Origin of the sequence: Micromonospora globbae (assembly GCF_036184225.1) — a bacterium.
Classification (GTDB): domain Bacteria; phylum Actinomycetota; class Actinomycetes; order Mycobacteriales; family Micromonosporaceae; genus Micromonospora; species Micromonospora globbae.
Map to the genome: position 1 here is coordinate 6,752,934 of NZ_CP108084.1, position 19,004 is coordinate 6,771,937.

Sequence of the window (19,004 nt, forward strand, 5' to 3'; positions counted from 1 at the left end):
GGGGGCCCTGTCGACGCGTGGCCAGGGCCCCCTCCCGCCGATCTCAGGCGCGGAACCAGACGGTCACGTCGGTCGGGACGCCACCGTCGTCGGTGAGCGGGGCGCTGGCGTGCAGCACCTCGGCCCCGGCGGGCAGCGGCACGGGCGCCGCACCGAAGTTGGTGAGCACGGTCAGCCCGCCGTTGTCGAAGATGAGCACCTCGTCGCCGGACTCCCGCCAGCGCAGCGTGCCCCGGCCGAGCCCGTGCTCGCGGCGCAGCCGCAACGCCGTCCGGTACATCTCGTACGTGGAGCCGGGCACGTCCCGCTGCCGGTCCAGGGCGTACTCGGCCCAGACCGCGGGCTGCGGGAGCCAGCTCGCGTCGGTCGGGCCGAAGCCGTACGACGGGGCGTCGGCCTCCCACGGGATCGGCACCCGGCAGCCGTCGCGCCCGCGCTGCGTGTGCCCGCTGCGCTCCCACGTCGGGTCCTGGCGGGCCTCGTCGGGCATCGTCGTGTGCTCGGGCAGCCCCAGCTCCTCGCCCTGGTAGAGGTAGGCCGAGCCGGGCAGGGCGAGCATGAGCAGCGTGGCCGCGCGGGCCCGGCGCAGGCCGAGCGCCGCGTCGGGCTGCGGGTCGCCGACGCCGATGCCGTTCGGCCGCGGCGTGCCGACCGGCAGGCCCAGCCGGGAGGCGTGCCGCACCACGTCGTGGTTGGACAGCACCCAGGTGGTCGGCGCGCCGACCGCGTCGGTCGCCTCCAGGGAGCGGGTGATCACCGCGTACTGGGCGGGTGCGGTCCAGGAGGCGAGCAGGTACTCGAAGTTGAACGCCTGGTGCATCTCGTCCGGGCGCACGTACCGGGCCAGCCGCTCGGCGGGCTCCACCCACGCCTCGGCGACGAGGACCCGCTCGCCCGGGTAGGAGTCCAGCACGCGCCGCCACTCGCGGTAGATCTCGTGCACGCCGTCCTGGTCCCACATCGGCGGGGGCGGCCGGTCCTCCTCCCGGCCGGAGAGGATCTCCTGCGGCTCCTGCCAGTCGGCCAGGTCGGCCTGCTTCACCAGGCCGTGCGCCACGTCGACCCGGAAGCCGTCCACGCCCCGGTCCAGCCAGAACCGGAGGATGTCCAGGAACTCCGTCCGCACCTCGGGGTTGTCCCAGTTCAGGTCGGGCTGGCCGGTGTCGAACAGGTGCAGGTACCACTGCCCGGGCCGCCCGTCCGGCTCGACGACGCGGGTCCAGGCCGGCCCGCCGAACACGCTCTGCCAGTCGTTCGGCGGCTGCTCGCCGTCCGGTCCGCGACCGTCCCGGAAGACGTACCGGGCGCGTTCCGGGCTGCCGGGCGCCGCGGCCAGCGCCGCGGTGAACCACGGGTGCGCGGACGAGGTGTGGTTCGGCACCAGGTCGACGATCACCCGCAGGCCGCGCGAGTGCGCCTCGGCGATCAGCTTGTCGGCGTCCGGCAGCCGGCCGAACAGCGGGTCGACGTCGCGGTAGTCGGCCACGTCGTACCCGGCGTCGGCCTGCGGGGAGGGGTAGAAGGGGGAGAGCCACACGGCGTCGACCCCCAGTTCCACGAGGTGGTCGAGGCGGCCGGTGATGCCGGGCAGGTCCCCGATCCCGTCGCCGTCGGAGTCGGCGAACGACCGCGGGTAGATCTGGTAGATGACCGCCTCGGTCCACCAGCCGGTGATCGGGTCGCCGGACGGGCTGTGCTGCGTCACGTTGCTGCTCAGGGCCTTCTCCCGTGTTGTCGTGCGTGTGCTGCCGTGGGACTCCCGTCGACGCTGGCGGGCGGTCCCCGTTAGTGTGCCCGGGGCGGCGCGGTCGACTCGCGTACGACCAGCCGAGTGGGCAGGATCACCGGTGGGCCCGGCGTGTCCGGCGGGCAGGGGTGGTCGACGGGCCGGCCACCGACCCGGTCGAGGCCCTGACCGCCGAGCGGGTCCAGCAGGATCCGCGCGGCCAGCCGGCCCTGCTCGGCCGCCGGCTGGGCCACGGTGCTGAGACCGAGCACGCCCGCGAGGTCGTGGTCGTCGATGCCGACGACGCTGACGTCCTGCGGCACCCGCAACCCGGCGTCCCGCAGCGCGGCCATGGCGCCCATGGCCATCTCGTCGCACGCCGCCACGATCGCGGTCGGCGGTTCGCCCCGGGCCAGCAGCTCGGCGGTGGCCCGCGTGCCGCCGTCGATCGTGAACTGCGACTCCACGTCGAGGCTCGGGTCGGGCCGGAGCCCAGCCTCCCGCAGCGCCTCCTGGTAGCCGCGCCGCCGGTCGACGTGGGTGGTGTAGGCCAGCTCGTCGTCCGGGTCGCCGGAGATGTGCGCGATGCGGCGGTGGCCGAGGTCGAGCAGGTGGCGGGTGGCCGTCCGCGCGGCGGCCACGTCGTCGATGCGTACGCGCGGCCAGCCGGGCACGGGCGTGCCGGAGCTGATCGTGATCCCGGGCAGGTCGAGCGCGGTGAGCGCGGTGAGGTCGGTGGCGCCCAGCGGAGTGGCGACGAGCATGATGGCGTCCACCCTCTTGTGCAGGTTCGCCGTCCGCAGCACCCGCTGCCGCATCTGCTCCCGACCGCCGAGGTTGTAGAGCAGCAGGTCGTAGCCGGACTGGTGGAGGAAGTCCTCGACCGCCTCGACCACCGTCGCGAAGAACCACCGGGTGATGCGCGGCACCACCACGGCGACGGTGCCGGTGCGGCCGCCGGCCAGGCGCGACGCGCTCGGCGACACGGCGTACTGCAGCTGCTCGGCCGCGGCGAGCACCCGGCGGCGCGTCGCGGGTGAGACGGTGGGGAGGTCGCGCAGCGCCCGGGAGACGGTGGCCGTGGAGACCCCGGCCAGCCGGGCGACATCATCGATCGTCGTCACGGTTCCCCCAGCCTCGCTTCCGCGACCGCCGCCGCCCCGACCGGGGCGGCGGCGGGTGCGCGGTCAGCCCTTGACGCTGCCGGCGAGCAGGCCTCGCACGAAGTAGCGCTGCAGGGACAGGAACACGATCAGCGGTACGACGATCGAGACGAACGCGCCCGCCGTGAGGCGCTGCCACTCGTTGCCGCGGGTGCCGGCCATCTCGGCGAGCCGGACGGTGAGCGGCGCCGTCTCGTCGTTGCCGCCGGCGAAGATGAGCGCGACCAGCAGGTCGTTCCAGACCCAGAGGAACTGGAAGATGCCGAACGCGGCCAGTGCCGGCGTGATGAGCGGCAGGACGATCGTGCGGAAGATCTTCGGGTGGCTCGCGCCGTCGACCCGGGCCGCCTCCATCAGGTCGCCGGGCAGCTGCGAGATGAAGTTGTGCAGCAGGAACACCGCCAGCGGCAGCGCGAAGCAGGTGTGCGCGAACCACACCTGGGCGAACTTCTGCTCGTCGACCAGGTCCCACGCCGGCAGCACCTGGACGCCGGCCACGGTCACCCCGGCCGAGAAGAACCGCAGCAGCGGCACGAGGGCCATCTGCAACGGCACGATCTGCAACGCGAAGATCGCGATGTAGACCCAGTCCCGGCCGCGGAAGTTCATCCACGCCAGCGCGTACGCGGCCAGCGCCGCGAAGGCGAGCGGGAACAGCACCGACGGGATCGTGATCGCCAGCGAGTTGATGAAGTAGCTGGCGAGCTGTCCCGACGAGGCGGACCGCCCGAACAGCACCTCCTGGTAGTTCTCCAGGGTGAACTGGGGGTTGGTGAAGAACGTCCACCAGCCCGTCGTCTTGATCTCGTCCTCGGGGCGGAACGACGAGACGAACAGCCCGAACGTCGGGACCGTCCACACCACCGCGATGACGATCGACACGAGCGAGGCGACGGGGCTGTTCAGCCGCCTGCGTACCCGCCCGACCCGGGTCGGGGTGGCACCGGTGCGCTGCGTTCCGGTGGGGACCGTGGGGGTTGTCGTGGTCATCTCAGCCCTCCCGCTGCTGGCGCAGGTTGCGGATCTGGTAGATCACGATCGGGATCACCAGGATGAAGAGGACGACGGCCAGCGCGGAGCCCTGGCCGTTCTCGCCGTACCGGAACGCCTGGTTGTACATCTCGTTGGCGATCACGCTGGTGTCGTAGTTGCCGTTGGTAGAGGTGCGGACGATGTCGAACACCTTGAGCGTGGCGATGGTGATGGTCACCACGACGACGATCAGCGCCGGCCGGATGCTCGGGAGGGTGATCCGCCAGAACATCTGCCACGAGGTGACCCCGTCGAGCCGGGCGGCCTCGACGATGTCCGCGGGGATGGCCTTGATCGCGGCGGAGAGCACCACCATGGCGAAGCCGGCCTGGATCCAGACCATGATGACGATGAGCAGCAGGGTGTTCAGCGGTGACTCGAGGAGCCACTGCTTCGGCTCCCCGCCGAGGCTCACCACGATCTGGTTCAGCAGGCCGATCTGCTCCTGCTCGTCACCCCGGTAGGCGTAGACGAACTTCCAGATGATGCTGGCGCCGACGAACGAGATCGCCATCGGCATGAAGATCAGTGACTTGGCGACGGCCTCGAACCGGGCCCGGTCCACCATCACGGCGTAGAGCAGGCCGATGGTGGTGGCCACGAGCGGGACCAGGAGCACCCAGACCAGGGTGTTGACCAGCACCCGGACGATGGAGCCGTCGGAGAACATCCAGCCGTAGTTCTGCAACCCCACCCACTGGTCGCTGTCCTTGTCCATGAACGACAGCAGCGTCGTGCGGATCGCGGGGACGACCAGCCCGACGACGAGCAGCAGCAGCGTCGGCAGCAGGAAGAACAGAGCGAGGAAGCCCTCCCGCTGCCGGCGCCGGGGGAGCGGGGCCCCGCTGGCGGAGGCGGCGACGAGCTGCGCCTCCCGGCGGCGGGCGAACCAGGCCGGCACCACGTCGAGAAGCAGGAGCAGGCCACCCACCACCGCGACGAAAGCGATCAGCCCGTACATCAGCATGAGGAACTTCGGCTGTTCCTCCGCGAAGTCGAACTCCATCGACCCTCCCAGGTCCTCATGGCCGGTGGGCCGGCCCGCGCGTCACGCGGACCGGCCCACCGTCTCAGATCACTTCCAGCTGCTCTCGATGCCCTGGAGCACGGACGCGGTGTCCTTGCCGTTCACCCAGTCGACCATGCCCTTCCAGAACGTCCCCGCGCCGACCGCGGCCGGCATCAGGTCGGAGCCGTCGAAGCGGAAGACCGTGCTCTGGTCCTGGAGGATCTGGACCGAGAGCTTGTCGATCGGGTTGGCGACGTTGGCCAGGTCGAGCTGCTTGTTCGCCGACACCCAGTCGCCGATCTTGGCGCGGCTGTTGGCGTACTCGCCGGAGGCCAGGTAGGTCTGGACGGCCTGCACCTCGGGCCGGTCGTTGAAGGCCGCCACGAACTCGCCGCCGCCGAGCACCGGCTTGCCCTTGGCCGGGTCGATGGCCGGGAAGTAGAAGGCGAAGACGTCGCCGTCCTCACCCACCTTGGTGCCCTCGGGCCACTGGTTCGCGTAGAAGGACGCCTGGCGGTGCAGGGCGCACTTGCCGGTGGTGATCGGCACGCCGGCCTCCTGGAAGGAGGTGGTGGCGAGGCTCTTCACGCCGCCGAAGCCGCCGTTGACGTACTTCTCGTTCTTGAGGATGGAGCCGGCGCGGTCGAGCGCCTCGGCGACCTTCGGGTCGTTGAACGGGATGCCGTGCGTGGTCCACTGGTCGTAGACCTCGGGGCCCGCCGTCCGCAGCAAGACGTCCTCGATCCAGTCGGTGGCCGGCCAGCCGGTGGCGTCACCGGACTCGATGCCGGCGCACCACGGCTTGATGCCGCTCGCCGCGATCGTGTCGCTGAGCTTGATCAGGTCGTCCCAGGTGGTCGGGACGGTCCAGCCCTTCTCCTTGAACATCTTCGGCGAGTACCAGACGAAGGACTTGACGTTCGACCCGAGCGGGGCGCCGTAGAGCGTGCCGTTCACGGTGCTGTACTTCAGCCAGTCCGGCGAGTAGTTCTGCTCGGCCATCGCCTTGGTGTCGGCGCCGACCGGCTTCAGCTTGCCCGCGTCGGCGAACCGCTTGAGCAGACCCGGCTGGGGGATGAAGGCCAGGTCGGGCGCGTTGCCGCCATCCACCCGGACGGGGAGCTGGGCCTCGAACTCGCCGCTGCCCTCGTGGTCGATGTCGATCCCGGTGCACTCCTCGAACTGCTCCCAGGACTGGTCGAGGCGGTCGGCCTCGATGTCCCGGATCGACGAGTAGATGCTGACCTTCTTGCCGTCGTGGCCCTTGTACTTGTCGTATGCGGCGCACTCCGCGGAGTCCGCGTTGCTGCTGCTTCCCTTGTCGTTGCCGGTGCCGCAGGCGGCGGCGCTGAGCGCCAGCCCGAGTACGCCGGCGATCACGAAGGCCTGGCGTGGTCTGGCAAAGACCGCCATGCCGTCCTCCTTTCTTGCCGGCGCGGTCGTCCAGACCCGGCGCCGGTCCGATGGGCGTCCCCACATGTAAGCGCTTGCATCGGACCGGGTCCACCCCCTGTCAGACACGACCGAGTAACAATCCGGAAACCCGCCGGCCGCCCGTGGGCACGCTCCCGCGGCAGATCCCTCCCTCTTTCGATGTCTGGCGATATCTGTCACCCTGGACGCATCCGATCGAAGGTTTTCAACATAGGAGGCGCTGGATGCGTAGACGGTGGTTCAGCCTGATGGTGGCCGGTCTGCTGATCGGAGGCACCCTGGTGTCCGCGACACCGGCCATGGCCGCCCCCACCTTCAAGGTCCCCTTCCCCTGCGGCCAGGTCTGGTCCGGCCAGACCCGCACCAACCACAGCCCGGCCAACGCCATCGACTTCAACCGGACCGACGACCTCGGCGACCCGGTGGTGGCCAGCGCCCCGGGCACCGTCGACCGGGTGACCGACCTCGGCGGCACGAGCTACGGCAAGTACGTCCGCATCAGCCACGCCGGCGGCTACCACACGTACTACGCCCACCTGAACGGCTTCAACGTCTCGGTGGGTCAGAGCGTCGGCTACGGGAAGGTGATCGGCTGGGTCGGCAGCACCGGCGGGTCGACCGGGCCCCACCTGCACTACGAGCAGCGCCTCAACGGCAACGACATCCAGGTGCGCTTCAACGGCACGCTGGCGCTCTACTGGGGCACGAAGAACTACACGAGCGACAACGGCTGCTCCTCCGGCGGCACCGCCACCGGCACGGTGAACACCAGCGGCACCCCGCTGACCGTGCGCTCGGGCCCGGGCACCGGCTACACGGCCGTCGGCACGGTGGCCGACGGCACCCAGGTGACCATCCAGTGCCAGACCAGCGGCACGAGCGTCACGGGCACCTACGGCACCAGCTCGATCTGGGACCGCATCGGCGCCGGCCGCTTCATCGCCGACGCGTACGTCTACACCGGCTACGACGGGTACATCCCGAACCTGCCGCGCTGCTGACGACGACCGGCGGGGCCCCGTCGTGGGGCCCCGCCGGCCGGAGCGTGTCGCCCGGGGTGGTGGAACGCCGCCGTCAGCGCGGGGCGGTCGTGGAGACCCCGCCGGCGCGGGCGGTCGCGGTCCCGGACAGCACGAAGCCGGGGTCGTCGCGACCGGATGCCCCTGTCGGGAGGACGGAGCCCGGCCGCGGCGACCCCGGCGGGTCAGAGGTGCGTCCGTACGGCGTCAATTGAAGACGCTGACGCCGCCGGGGCCCACGAGCAGCCCCACGATGATGAGGACGATGCCCCACAGGATCTGCCGGCGGAACAGCGCCAGGATGCCGGCAACCACCAGTACGACCGCGAGAATCCAGAGAATCAGCTCCATGCGGTTCAGGTACCCGACACGCTCATCCGGGAAACCTCGCCCTGGTCGAGATGATCACCCAGGTGGAACACGCTGTACGCCTGCTTGATGACCGGGTGCGCGACGTTGCGGACCCGTACCCCGCCCGGCGTCGTACCGCGCTCGCTACCGGCGTGCGCGTGCCCGTGCAGGGCGAGCGCCGTCGGCGCCGAGTCGATCGCCTGGCCGAGCTGGTACGCGCCGAGGAACGGGTAGATCTCCAACGGCTCGCCGGCCAGGGTGTCCGGGACCGGCGCGTAGTGGGTGAGCGCCACCAGCACGTCGCAGTCCAGGCTCCGCAGGGCCCTCGACAGGCGGTCGGCGCTGTCGGTCGTGGTGCGGACGAACGCCTTCATCTCCGGCTCGCCGAAGTCGCTCGCGCAGCGTCCGGCGAAGCCGCCGCCGAACCCCTTCACGCCGGCGACGCCGAGCCGCCCGCCGGCGCAGTCGAGCACCACGCCGTCGCCCTCCAGCACGGTGATGCCGGCGTCCTCGAGCACCTTGACCACCTGCGGCACCTCGTCGCACTGGTGGTCGTGGTTGCCGAGCACGGTCACCACCGGCACGCCCAGCCCGCCGAACTCCTGCGCCACGCAGCGGGCCTCCGCCTCCGTTCCGTGCCGGGTGAGGTCGCCGGCGAGCAGCAGGACGTCCGCGCAGTCGGGAAGCTCCTCCAGGGCCGGCCGGAACCGGCCGACCACGTCCTCGTCCAGGTGCACGTCACCGACGGCAGCGATCCGGATCACGATGAGAACCTCCTCAGGGCAGTTGCTCGATCTGCGTCGGCGCCTCGGTGCGGATCACCCCGATCTCGGCGGTGACCGGCACGCCCGGGAACCGTTCCGCGACCCGGCGGAGGATCTCCTCCCGGCGGTGCGCGCTCTCCACCTCGCCGTAGAGCACGAGGCCCGTCTCCCGGCGGACGACGGTGATGCCCTGTTCGGCGACGGACGGGTCCTCGGCGAGCAGCCGGTGGATCTCCGCCTCGACGTACTCGTCCGGTGGTCCGATGCCGGTTTCTCGGTGCTGGCTCACGATGTCCCCTTCCCTGCCGGGGTGCCGGAGTACGGCACGACCTCGAGCCGGTCCAGCAGCACCAGGAACGCCTCGGCGTACGGCGAGTGCTGCGTCTCCTTCCGTACCCGTTCCCAGTCGATCTGCTCCCGCAGGGAGCGGGCGAGGGGCAGGCCCCGGGCGAAGTCGCAGTAGTGCTGCGAGAAGCTGAGCAACTTGTGCACCATGAGCTGGGTCGCGGAGAGGACCGGCATGTGGATCGCGTCGACCGGGCGTACCACGGTGTCGGCGAACGTCTCCTCGGTCACCGGCGTCTCGATCGGCCGGTGGATGAGATCCACCATGCGCCCGTCGTCGAAGACCTTGACCAGCCAGTCCTCCGGTGGCCGCTCGGCCGTGAAGCCCTCCGCCACCAGCGCCTCCAGCGCCCGGTCGACGTCCGACTCCCGGATGAGGAAGTCGACGTCGTGCTCACTGGAATGGCCGCCGTGCGCGTACACCGCGAAGCTGCCGCCGAGCGCGAAGGGGATCTCGGACTGCTTGAGCACGGCGGCGACCTTCTTGAGGGTGTGCAGAAGACTCTCGTCCCCGCGCTCGGCCATCTGGTTCTCCCGTCGGTCGTAACAGGCGGATGATTCCGACTTCCGTACCCGGCGTTCCGGTCGGCCACACCTGCGGCGGTGGCGGGTGGGCGCGAAACGGGCGTAACAGGTACATAACGGCGCGGCCGAGAGCGCGGGTCCGATAGCCTGGGCAAGGTGGCCAGATCATTACGGGCGCGACGCCGCCGGGGCCGGTTGCGTACGGTCGCCCTGATCGGCATCGACGGCTCCGGCAAGACCACCCAGGCGCACCGCCTCGCCGACGCGCTCACCGCGGCCGGGCGCCGCGCCACCTACCACCGCAACGCGGGCGGGCGGCGCTGGCTCGGCCGTATCGCCCAACGGTTCGGACGGCCGGACGCGCAGCGGTTGGTGGGGCGGAACGGGCTGCTCGCCGTGGAGTCGGTGCTGCGCTGGCTCGCCATCGCCCTGGCCCTGGTGAGTTGCCTCGTCACCGGCCGGACGGCGGTGATGGACCGGTACGCCGTCTGCCAGTACGCCAGCATCCGCGCCCACGGCGGCCACCGCTGGGAACGGCTCGCCCGGGCCACCTACCGGGTCTTCCCGCAGCCGCAGGTGACCTTCCTGCTCTCGGTCGATCCCGCCGAGGCGTACCGGCGGATCGAGCGGCGCGGCACCGACCACGAGACGATGGGCTGGCTCACGGCCGCGGACACCGCGTACCGGACGCTGCCGGAGTACCCGACCTTCGTCGTGGTGGACGCCGGCCGGCCCGCCGACGAGGTGTCCCGCCAGATCCGGCACCACCTCGCCGACTGGTTCCCGCAGGCCGCTTCCGCTCCCGAGGACCCGGAGCCCGAGGACCCCGAGCCGGAGGAGCCGGAGCCGCGGCGCGACGTGGCGGCTCAGGCCCGGCCGTAGACCGGCACCGCCGCCCCGCTCGTCGGCGCGGACTCGTCGGAGGCCAGGAAGCGGATCACCGACGCGATCTCGGCCGGCGCCACCCAGCGCGAGTGGTCGGCGTCCGGCTGGGCGGCCCGGTTGGCGGGCGTGTCGATGACGCTCGGCAGCACGGTGTTGCAGCGGACGCCGGAGCGGCGGTACTCGACCGCCACCGCGTTCGCGAAGGCGAGCACGGCGGCCTTCGCGGTGGCGTAGCCGGCCGCGCCGGCGAACGGCGAGACCGCGGCCCGGGCCGCGACGCAGACGACGGCCCCGCCGCCCGCCGCCAGGAGGTGCGGCAGCGCCGCGCGCGTGACGAGGTGGGTGGGCCGCAGGTTCACCGTGAACATCCGCTCGAACTCCTCGACCGGCGTCTCGTGCACGAGCCCGCCGCTGGCGTACCCGCCGGCCAGGTTCACCACGGCGCGCAGCGGCGCCGCCGGGTCGTCCGCGGCGGCCCGCACCGCGCGCTCGGCGCCCTCCGGATCGGTGAGGTCCGCGACCAGCCGGTGCACCCCGTCGGCCGCCGGCCGCGTCCCGGGCCGGCTCGACCGCTCCGGTACGACCACCCGCCATCCCGCCTCGACGAAGGCGGCCGTCACCGCCCCGCCGAGCCCGCCCGCGCCACCGGTGACCAGCACACTGCGTCCCGCCATGCGGCCCACGCTAGCGCCGCCCCCCACGGGGCGTGACGCGGGTACGCCGGTGGACGCGCCGGGTCGTCGGATCCCGGTCCACCGGACCGGACGCCGCCCGACGCCGTACGGTTGGACCGGACCGGATGGCCGCGGCCCCGACCGCCGTGGGGGACAGCGGAGCCGACCCGGCGGCTGACGCGACGGCGTCGCCCGGATGGCACGCTGTTTCGGACGGAGGATTCCGGTCGGCGGTACTTTCGCCAACACGCGCAGTCATGGTTGACGCTCACGCCTCATGAAAGTAAGTTTCATCCGTGGCGAAGAGTCCGAAGATTTCTGCGAGTCACGAGCCCGGTGGGCTGATCGTCCACATCAGTGGCTTGCTCCCGTCGCTGTCGCCGGCCGAGCAGCGCGTCGCCCGCCTGGTCGTCGCCGACCCGGCCGACGCCGCCCGGCGGACCATCACCGACCTCGCCACCGCCGCCGAGACATCGGAGGCGACCGTCATCCGGTTCTGCCGGTCCGTCGGCATGGACGGCTACCCGCAGTTGCGGATCCGCCTGGCCGCCGAGGCCGCCCGCCGCGTCGAGCCGCCGGACGCCCGGGTGGTCGGCGGTGACATCCCGCCCGGCGCCGACCTGGCCCAGATCATCGCCACGATCGCCTTCAACGACGCGCGGGCCGTCGAGGAGACCGCCGAGCAGCTCGACCCCGCCGTCTGCGAGCGGGTGGTCGACGCGATCGCGGCGGCCGGACGCATCGACGTCTACGGCGCCGGGGCCAGCGGCTTCGTGGCCTCCGACTTCCAGCAGAAGCTGCACCGCATCGGCCGCACCGCCTTCTACTTCCCGGACGTGCACACGGCGCTGACCTCGGCCGCGCTGCTCGGCCGGGGGGACGTCGCGGTGGGCATCTCGCACACCGGCACCACCTCCGACGTCATCGAGGTGCTGGAGCAGGCCCGGGCCCGGGGCGCGGCCACCGTGGCGCTCACCAACTTCCCGCGCTCGCCGATCACCGAGGTGGCCGACTTCGTGCTCACCACGGCGGCCCGGGAGACCACCTACCGGTCCGGGGCGATGGCCAGCCGGCTCGCCCAGCTCACCGTGGTCGACTGCCTCTTCGTGGGCGTGGCCGCGCGCAACCGCGCCCGGGCGAGGAAGGCCCTGGAGGCGACGGCCGAGGCCGTGCAGTCCCACCGGGTGGGCGGCGGACGGAGGCGGGCATGACGGCCGGCGCCGTGGAGCCGGACGAGGTGTCGTCACCCAACCCGGACTCCCGCCCGGCGGTCCGGGTGGGCGCCCCCACCGAGCATCGCAACCCGCTCAGCGTCGACCTCGACCTCATGTCGACCCGCGACGTGCTCACCGTCATCAACGAGGCGGACCACCGCGTCCCGGCCGCGGTCGCCGACCTGCTCGACGAGATCGCCACCACCGTCGACCTGGCCGTCGCGGCACTGCGGGGCGGCAACCGCGTGCACTACTTCGGCGCCGGCACCTCGGGCCGGCTCGGCGTGCTCGACGCCGCCGAGCTCGCCCCCACCTTCAACTCGCCGCGGGGCTGGTTCTGCGCCCACATCGCCGGCGGGCCGGACGCCATGTGGCGTGCCGTCGAGGACGCCGAGGACGACGACCGGGGCGGTGCGGCGGAGGCCGCCGACTGCGTACGCGCCGGCGACCTCGTGGTCGGGTTGACGGCCAGCGGGCGCACGCCGTACGTCCTGGGCGCGCTCGCCGCGTCCCGCGCCAAGGGCGCCTCGACGGTGCTGGTGTGCGCCAATCCGGAGGCGGAGGCCGCGGGTTCGGTCGACGTCTTCATCGGGGTGGATACCGGACCCGAGGTGGTCACCGGGTCGACCCGGATGAAGGCGGGCACGGCGCAGAAGCTGGTGCTCAACGCGTTCTCCACCGCCGTGATGGTCCGCCTGGGTCGCGTCTACTCGAACCTCATGATCGACATGGTGGCGACCAACGCCAAACTCCGCGGCCGGATGATCTCCATCCTCATGGAGGCGACCGGCTGCTCCGAGGAGGTCTCCCAGAAGGCCCTCACCGAGGCCGACGGCGACCTCAAGACGGCCCTCGTGGCGCTGGTCTCCGGTGCGGGGATCCCGGCGGCCCGCGCCGCCCTGGCGCGCTCGGCCGACCAGGTGCGCGGCGCGCTGGCCCTGCTCGCCTCCTGACCCGGGGCGCCGGGCTCCCCGCCGGCCCGTCCCGCCGGCGGACGTGCTTCGCGTCACGCTCCCACGACGCCTCCCGGGGCGTTCGGGAGGGCTTGCGGCGGGCGGGCATAGAACCCGGCTCCGGATTGTTCAACCAGGCGCGGGGTATTACCAACTCCGTGGATGAACCGACCCGTTCACCGGTGCGTATTCGGCAGTGACCAGGATCGCACCACCGTGGTGACCCGGGTCGCTGTCTCCTCCGACGTGCGGTGCTGCCATAGACAGGGGCGACGGCGATCCGTGGATCCGCCGACCCGCACGTGGTGCCCATCGGCGAGCCACCCGGCGGGGTGCTGACAGCAAACATGGACCGTGCTTTCAGCTACTACTCAGGCATTCGTGACAGTTTCGACTCACGACATGGAATCCCCGACACGTCTCATCTGTTGTGTAGGTGTCAGCACCGACGGGCACAGCGGAAGTTACGGGGGAGGGCTGATGGACGTGGGGATGGCAAGGAACCGGGCAACCGGCGCGAGCGAGGGGACCGTGGGCAACGTGGACAAGAACATCGGCATGCGGACCGACGAGGTCGCCGAGGAGCGCGACCTGGTCGGCGTCTACCTTCACGAGATCTCGCGGACGCCACTGCTGGACGCCGCCAAGGAGGTCGACCTCTCCAAGGCCATCGAGGCCGGCCTCTACGCCGAGCACCTGCTCGACGAGGACCGCGTCCCCGCCGGTGTCGCCCGTGAGGAGCTGGAGCGGCTGGTCGTCGAGGGTGAGCGGGCGAAGGACCTCTTCATCCGCGCCAACCTCCGGCTGGTCGTCTCGATCGCCCGCCGCTACGTGCGATCGGGCATGCCCATGCTGGACCTGATCCAGGAGGGCAACACCGGCCTCGTCCGGGCGGTCGAGAAGTTCGACTACGAGCGTGGCTACAAGTTCTCCACCTACGCCACCTGGTGGATCCGCCAGGCGATCAGCCGGGCGATCGCCCAGCAGGAGCGCACCGTCCGACTGCCGGTGCACCTGGTGGAGGACGTCAACCGGATGCGCAACGTGGCCCGCCAGCTCACCCGTGAGCTGGGCACCGACCCGGAGCCGGAGCAGATCGCCGCGGCGCTCGGCGTCACCGTCGAGCGGGTGAACGAGCTGGTCCGCTGGTCGCAGGACACCGTGTCGCTGGACACGCCCGTCGGCGACGACGGCGACACCAACCTCGGTGACCTCGTCGCGGACAGCGACGCCCCGTCGCCGGAGGACATCGTCCTGACCGGGCTGGAGCGGCAGCGCATCGAGGGGCTGCTCAACCACCTGGACGACCGCTCGGCCGGCATCATGCGGGCCCGCTACGGGCTGGAGGACGGCCGTGAGCACTCCCTCACCGAGGTCGCGTCGCGGTTCTCGCTCTCCCGGGAGCGGATCCGCCAGCTGGAGATCCAGGCGCTCGGCCGGCTCCGCGAGCTGGCCCGCGCGGAGGGGCTCCAGGCGGCCTGACCTGGTACCAATGACGGCGAACGGCCGGCGTCCGATAGGGGGACGCCGGCCGTTCCTGTCACTACGGCGAGGTCAGCGCACCCGGCCGTAGCCGTGGATGGGCATCAGGTTCATGCCCCGCTTGAGGACGTTGCGTCCCGCGCTGGGCGCGTCGATCACCTGGCCGTCGCCGACGTACAGGGCGACGTGCCCGAGGCCCCGGTAGAACACGAGGTCGCCGGGGCTCAGCTCACCGCGACCGATGTGGGCGACCGCGCCCCACTGCATCCGGGCGTTGTGCGGCAGCGACTTCCCGGCCGCCCGCCACGCCGCCGAGGTCAGGCCCGAGCAGTCGTAGCCGTTCGGGCCGGAGCCGCCCCAGACGTACGGCTTGCCGATGGCGCCGTAGGCGTACCGGACGGCCACGCCGGCCCGGCCGGAGATGGACGGCGCCTCGCGGGCGGCGTCCGGTCGCGCGGCCGGCGCCTCGGTGGCCCGGCCGTACGCCTGGCGGCGCAGCTCGTAAAGGCGGGCGAGGTCCCGCTCGATGCGTGACTTCGTGGTGGCCAGCGCACGGGCCTGGGCGTCCTGCCGGGCCAGCACCTTGTTCAGCCGGGCCTTCTCGGCGACGAGTTCCCGCTGGCGGCTCGTGAAGCCGGCGATCCGTTCCTGGCGCTCGCGGGTCAGGTGGTCGATGGTGCCGAGGCGGTCGAGCAGCGCGGCGGAGCCGCCCGGGCGCAGCAGCGCGTCCGCGGTCCGCAGCCCGCCGGTCTTGTACGCCGTCACGGCGATCTCACCGACGTCGGCCCGGCTCTGCTCGGTCTGCCGTTCCAGCGGGGCGATGCGGGCCTGTAATCGGTCCACCGCGGCCTTGTTGGCCTTCATGTCCTCGCGGAGCCTGTTGTACGACTCGACGACCCGCTCCAGCTCCGCGGAGGAGCGCTCGATCCGGCGGTTCAGGTCGGCGGGGGACGGCTCGGCGTGGGCCGCCGCCGCCGGGGCGACCAGCGCGGCCGACAGGCCGGTGATCGCGAGAGTACGCAGCAGGTTTTTCAGGGATGGCAAGAGCGGAAGGCTCCTCTCCCACGGCCGCCGGCGGGTGCTGACGCCCCCGGCGGCACCGGTCCGGGGCCCTCCGGTTGGCGGGCGCTGGGCCGGGCCGGCTCGCCCAACCTAACCCGGGGCGGGAGTGGTCCGCAGTGGAAGCCGGGACGAATGTTGGCAAAGTGGCGGCAAGCGCCCGGTGCGACAGGTGACCTGCTGTGATCATCAACGAGGCCGTCCCCGCGCGGGGTGCGCCCGGGTTGCGGCATTTGCACAACCAGTGACATTCGTCGTTCTCACCGGATGGCGACGGATAGCGTCGCGTCAAAACCGATAAAGCCGGAAATGGATTCCCATTTCCCGCGAACCGCTCGCCGTCAATGCCGCGACCGAGTCCGATAACCGGCGGTTGCCCTGGCAGGACCCCAACACAATGAAGTCGCGTAGCCGGGATTCCCGTCGACCGGCATTGATGCCTCCAGCGGACGGGCCGACCCGGTGGACCGCCGCGGGAGGCAACCGTGAACCCTGAAGGCGCCACCACACGAGCGTCGGGATCACCGAGGGTGACCGGCCGACAGAAGACCACGCTCCTCTACGCGCGTCCCGGGATCATCGTGACGGTCGACCGGTTCACCGTCGGCCGCAACACCTTCCGGGTCGCGGACCTCACCCACCTGCGCAGCCGGCGCGGACCGCACGACCGGATCGCCGTACGGGCGGTGGCGACGAGCGGGGCGATGATCGCCGGGGTGGGCCTGCTGCTCGGCTTCACGGGCGGCTTGCAACGGCTCACCGCCGGGGCGTACCTGATGTTCGGGGCGGTCCTGCTGGTACCGGCGCTGCTCGGCCTCGCCGGCGACCGCTGGCGGCCCCCGGCGTACGAGTTGTGGGGCGTCTACCGGGGCGAGGAGATGCTGCTGTTCAGCGCCGACGACGAGCGGCAGTTCGGCCAGGTCACCCGCGCGCTGGTGCGGGCGCGGGAGATGAACCGGTACGGCGGGTGGAACGAGCCGCTCGCCTCGGTGGACCCGTGGCGGCCGAGCCGCTGACCGGGCCGCCGGGGCGGCCGACCGCCGGCTCGGGCGGCCTGACGCCGGGCGGTCGCACCCTCGCCCGGGCGGCCCGACGCCGGGTGGCTCAGCCGGCGACCGGCTCCGGGGCGCGCTCGGCGGGGCGGTGCACCCACCCGGTCACCCGGCGCTCGGCGTAGAAGGAGACGAACGGGATCGTCCCGGCGAGCATCACGGCGAGCATCCGCTTCAGCGGCCAGTCCGCACGGCGGGACAGGTCGAACGCGGCCACCAGGTAGACCATGTAGAGGAAGCCGTGGGCCGGGCCGACGGTCTCGACGACGGTCGGGTTGTCGAACGCGTACTTCAGCGGCATGCCGATCACGACCAGAACGATCAGCACCACACCCACGATCCAGGCGATCGCGCGGTACCGGGTAAGGGCTCCGCCCACCTCTGTCCGTCCTTCCTGGCCCGGCTCAGCCGGGGTAGTCACCGGGCCGGGCGCCCGGATTCGCGTTCAACCATGACAGGTAGCGGTTGTAGGCAGCCAGTTCGGCGTCGTCCTCCACGCCGTCCGCCGGCACCGGCACCCGGGCCACCCGGACCGGCCGGCGCACCGCCGGACGCGCCGACGGCGCCTCGCTCTCCCCGGCCGCCGTCTCCCCGCCGGTCCGCCTCGCCGGAGCGGCGTCGCCGCGCAGCGTGTGCCGCACCTCACGCCACCAGACGAAGACCACGAACCCCGCGAAGACCGGCCACTCGAAGGCGTACGCCCAGCTGAGCGTGTTGCCCCCGGCGGCCCGGCTGATCTGCCACCAGCCCAACGCGAGGAACGCGACGACCAGCGCGATCGCGGCCACGTGGCGCGCTATCCACGCCGGGGTCCAGAGCCGCTTCATGGCATCGAGGGTACCGGGACGGGCGGCGCTCTCCGACGCGGTGTCGTAGTTGTCGCGGCCACGGCATGGTTTGGTGCCACCCGGCGTGGGCATCCGTCTAGACGCCAGCCCAAACGAGAGCAGGGGGGCGATGATGACCGGATCCGTACGACAGGGCGGCTACCCGACGAGCGGTGACGCGGGTGCCAGCCCGGAGCAGCGGGTGACCGAGTGGAGCGGCGACCACCTGGCCGACCCGGCCACCGCCGGCCCCGACCCGGACGGCGAACTGGGTGTCGACCCCGCCGAGCTGACCGACGAGGACCTGATCCGCGAGATGCACAGCCTGCACCGCACGCGCCTGGACACGCTGCGGCACGCGGCCGACTCGGCCCTGGCCCACCACCTGCGCCGCACGGCGGAGTTGGAGACCGAGTACCTGGCCCGCCACCCGGGCCGGGAGGTCGACCCGAGCCGGCTGCGGGACGAGTGATGGCCGCCGAGCGCCACATGTCCGCGCCGCCGGAGGTGGTCTTCAACACGGCGACCGACCCCGCCCGGGCCTCCGCCTGGCTGCCTCCGGCGTTGCGCGTCGACGGCGCGCCGACCCCGGACATCGAGGGGGAGGAGCTGCGCGCCCGGTGGCGTGGCCCGTCCGAGGCCACGGCGGAGATCCGGGTGGACCCGGAGGACTCCGGCGGGGCCGTCGTCCGGCTCGACCTCGCCGACCCGCAGGACGGGCGGGACGCCGACCGGCTCGCCACCGAGGCGCTGGACAGCCTGGCCCGCGAGGTGGCCGACAACCTCCAGGCGGGCTGAGCCGGGCCACCGGCGCGGCGGGGCGTGCCTCGTCGGCCGCCGTTCGCGGCCCGGGTCCCACCGGCGGTGGCCTGGGGCAGGGTCCCGTCCGCCACGGGGCGGCGGGTGGCAGGACTGAGAGCGGAGGAGACCGGGTGACCGACAACGGCTTGAAGCAGAAGGTGACGCGGCTGCGGCAGGCGTACGCGCCGCACGAACACCGCCCGCTGGGCGGCTACCTGGCGGCCATGGGCACGTACGTCGGTGTGACCGGGGCGCTCGCCGGTCTCGTCCGGCTGACGGGCCGTCCGGTGCCGGAGCGCCCGTCGCCCGCCGACGTGGTCCTGCTCTCCGTCGCCACCCACAAGCTGAGCCGGCTGCTGTCGAAGGACGCCGTGACCAGCCCGTTGCGGGCCCCGTTCACCCGCTACGACCGGCCCATCGGCAGCGGCGAGGTGATGGAGCAGGTCCGCGACTCCGGCAGCGCCACCCGGCACGCGATCGGGGAGTTGCTGAGCTGCCCGTTCTGCCTCGCGGTCTGGGTCGCCACCGGGCTCACCGGTGGCCTCGTGCTCGCGCCGCGGCTGACCCGGCTGGTGGCCACGGCGCTGACCGCCGTGGCCGCGTCCGACTTCCTCCAGATGGGGTACGCCGTGGCCCAGCAGGCCGCCGAGGGCGGCGGGCACGACGGGCACGACGAGCACTGAGCCCGA

22 protein-coding genes are annotated in these 19,004 nt (G+C 72.3%); 9 read left to right on the forward strand and 13 right to left on the reverse strand.

The window, feature by feature from the left end; translation table 11 throughout:
- Nucleotides 1–43: 43 nt before the first annotated feature.
- The 5 genes from OG994_RS30925 to OG994_RS30945 form a co-directional block, all read right to left on the reverse strand.
- Nucleotides 44–1,705, reverse strand: a complete 1,662-nt coding sequence (locus OG994_RS30925) for a glycoside hydrolase family 13 protein (RefSeq protein WP_407942558.1) — start codon at nt 1,703–1,705, stop codon at nt 44–46.
- Nucleotides 1,706–1,785: 80 nt separating this feature from the next.
- Nucleotides 1,786–2,850: a LacI family DNA-binding transcriptional regulator gene (locus OG994_RS30930; protein WP_120330501.1), complete on the reverse strand. Its 1,065-nt coding sequence runs from the start codon at nt 2,848–2,850 to the stop codon at nt 1,786–1,788.
- Between the two features lie 63 nt (nt 2,851–2,913).
- Entirely contained in the window at nt 2,914–3,879 is a 966-nt protein-coding gene (locus OG994_RS30935; protein WP_120330502.1) for a carbohydrate ABC transporter permease, read from the reverse strand.
- 1 nt (nt 3,880) lies between these two features.
- On the reverse strand, nt 3,881–4,927 hold the full coding sequence (locus OG994_RS30940) for a carbohydrate ABC transporter permease (protein WP_120330503.1): 1,047 nt from the start codon (nt 4,925–4,927) through the stop codon (nt 3,881–3,883).
- Nucleotides 4,928–4,996: 69 nt separating this feature from the next.
- Nucleotides 4,997–6,343: an ABC transporter substrate-binding protein gene (locus tag OG994_RS30945; protein ID WP_120330504.1), complete on the reverse strand. Its 1,347-nt coding sequence runs from the start codon at nt 6,341–6,343 to the stop codon at nt 4,997–4,999.
- A 245-nt stretch (nt 6,344–6,588) separates the two neighbouring features.
- Between OG994_RS30945 and OG994_RS30950 the strand changes: the two genes are divergently transcribed.
- Nucleotides 6,589–7,365 (forward strand): peptidoglycan DD-metalloendopeptidase family protein, encoded by a 777-nt coding sequence (locus OG994_RS30950; protein ID WP_328851773.1) that lies wholly within the window; start codon nt 6,589–6,591, stop codon nt 7,363–7,365.
- 225 nt (nt 7,366–7,590) lie between these two features.
- Here OG994_RS30950 and OG994_RS30955 read toward each other — a convergent pair whose 3' ends face one another.
- Genes OG994_RS30955 through OG994_RS30970 form a run of 4 tightly spaced genes read right to left on the reverse strand, consistent with a single transcriptional unit; the run spans nt 7,591 to nt 9,368 of the window.
- Nucleotides 7,591–7,734 (reverse strand): GPGG-motif small membrane protein, encoded by a 144-nt coding sequence (locus tag OG994_RS30955; RefSeq protein WP_167363573.1) that lies wholly within the window; start codon nt 7,732–7,734, stop codon nt 7,591–7,593.
- 5 nt (nt 7,735–7,739) lie between these two features.
- A complete protein-coding gene (locus OG994_RS30960) occupies nt 7,740–8,501 on the reverse strand; it encodes a metallophosphoesterase family protein (RefSeq protein WP_328853838.1) in 762 nt (253 codons plus the stop codon).
- A gap of 10 nt (nt 8,502–8,511) precedes the next feature.
- Nucleotides 8,512–8,787 (reverse strand): hypothetical protein, encoded by a 276-nt coding sequence (locus tag OG994_RS30965; RefSeq protein WP_120330507.1) that lies wholly within the window; start codon nt 8,785–8,787, stop codon nt 8,512–8,514.
- Nucleotides 8,784–9,368: a nucleotidyltransferase gene (locus tag OG994_RS30970; protein WP_120330508.1), complete on the reverse strand. Its 585-nt coding sequence runs from the start codon at nt 9,366–9,368 to the stop codon at nt 8,784–8,786. Before OG994_RS30970 ends, OG994_RS30965 begins: the two co-directional genes overlap by 4 nt.
- A 156-nt stretch (nt 9,369–9,524) precedes the next feature.
- Between OG994_RS30970 and OG994_RS30975 the strand changes: the two genes are divergently transcribed.
- Nucleotides 9,525–10,250: a dTMP kinase gene (locus OG994_RS30975; protein WP_328851774.1), complete on the forward strand. Its 726-nt coding sequence runs from the start codon at nt 9,525–9,527 to the stop codon at nt 10,248–10,250.
- Here OG994_RS30975 and OG994_RS30980 read toward each other — a convergent pair.
- Nucleotides 10,235–10,927 carry an SDR family NAD(P)-dependent oxidoreductase gene (locus OG994_RS30980; protein ID WP_120330510.1) on the reverse strand — a complete coding sequence of 231 codons (693 nt, stop codon included), beginning with the start codon at nt 10,925–10,927 and terminating at the stop codon, nt 10,235–10,237. The two genes, OG994_RS30975 and OG994_RS30980, sit on opposite strands and share 16 nt — an antisense overlap.
- Nucleotides 10,928–11,223: 296 nt before the next feature.
- On the opposite strand from OG994_RS30980, the gene OG994_RS30985 reads away from it, so the two are divergent.
- From OG994_RS30985 to OG994_RS30995, 3 genes are all read left to right on the forward strand, one after another.
- The gene (locus OG994_RS30985) at nt 11,224–12,138 is read left to right on the forward strand and encodes a MurR/RpiR family transcriptional regulator (RefSeq protein ID WP_120330511.1); all 915 of its coding nucleotides are present in this window, start codon (nt 11,224–11,226) and stop codon (nt 12,136–12,138) included.
- Nucleotides 12,135–13,094, forward strand: coding sequence for an N-acetylmuramic acid 6-phosphate etherase (murQ, locus tag OG994_RS30990; protein ID WP_120330512.1), 960 nt, complete (start codon nt 12,135–12,137; stop codon nt 13,092–13,094). The genes OG994_RS30985 and murQ overlap by 4 nt, the downstream gene beginning before the upstream one ends.
- A gap of 492 nt (nt 13,095–13,586) precedes the next feature.
- Nucleotides 13,587–14,576: a sigma-70 family RNA polymerase sigma factor gene (locus OG994_RS30995; RefSeq protein WP_192902242.1), complete on the forward strand. Its 990-nt coding sequence runs from the start codon at nt 13,587–13,589 to the stop codon at nt 14,574–14,576.
- A 72-nt stretch (nt 14,577–14,648) separates the two neighbouring features.
- Here OG994_RS30995 and OG994_RS31000 read toward each other — a convergent pair whose 3' ends face one another.
- The gene (locus tag OG994_RS31000; RefSeq protein WP_328851775.1) at nt 14,649–15,620 is read right to left on the reverse strand and encodes a C40 family peptidase; all 972 of its coding nucleotides are present in this window, start codon (nt 15,618–15,620) and stop codon (nt 14,649–14,651) included.
- Between the two features lie 545 nt (nt 15,621–16,165).
- Here OG994_RS31000 and OG994_RS31005 point away from each other — a divergent pair.
- Nucleotides 16,166–16,651, forward strand: coding sequence for a DUF6232 family protein (locus OG994_RS31005; protein WP_328851776.1), 486 nt, complete (start codon nt 16,166–16,168; stop codon nt 16,649–16,651).
- 88 nt (nt 16,652–16,739) lie between these two features.
- Here the strand turns inward: OG994_RS31005 and OG994_RS31010 are convergent, their stop codons facing one another.
- Both OG994_RS31010 and OG994_RS31015 read right to left on the reverse strand, forming a co-directional pair.
- A complete protein-coding gene (locus OG994_RS31010) occupies nt 16,740–17,066 on the reverse strand; it encodes a DUF3817 domain-containing protein (RefSeq protein WP_120330516.1) in 327 nt (108 codons plus the stop codon).
- A 25-nt stretch (nt 17,067–17,091) separates the two neighbouring features.
- Nucleotides 17,092–17,514 (reverse strand): hypothetical protein, encoded by a 423-nt coding sequence (locus OG994_RS31015; RefSeq protein WP_328851777.1) that lies wholly within the window; start codon nt 17,512–17,514, stop codon nt 17,092–17,094.
- Between the two features lie 130 nt (nt 17,515–17,644).
- Here OG994_RS31015 and OG994_RS31020 point away from each other — a divergent pair, with 130 nt between their 5' ends.
- The 3 genes from OG994_RS31020 to OG994_RS31030 all read left to right on the forward strand — a co-directional run bounded on the left by OG994_RS31020 (nt 17,645) and on the right by OG994_RS31030 (nt 18,998).
- Nucleotides 17,645–17,986 carry a DUF6158 family protein gene (locus tag OG994_RS31020; protein WP_120330518.1) on the forward strand — a complete coding sequence of 114 codons (342 nt, stop codon included), beginning with the start codon at nt 17,645–17,647 and terminating at the stop codon, nt 17,984–17,986.
- Nucleotides 17,983–18,312, forward strand: a complete 330-nt coding sequence (locus OG994_RS31025; RefSeq protein WP_120330519.1) for an SRPBCC family protein — start codon at nt 17,983–17,985, stop codon at nt 18,310–18,312. The genes OG994_RS31020 and OG994_RS31025 overlap by 4 nt, the downstream gene beginning before the upstream one ends.
- A gap of 134 nt (nt 18,313–18,446) precedes the next feature.
- Nucleotides 18,447–18,998 carry a DUF1360 domain-containing protein gene (locus OG994_RS31030; RefSeq protein ID WP_120330520.1) on the forward strand — a complete coding sequence of 184 codons (552 nt, stop codon included), beginning with the start codon at nt 18,447–18,449 and terminating at the stop codon, nt 18,996–18,998.
- Nucleotides 18,999–19,004: the final 6 nt, after the last annotated feature.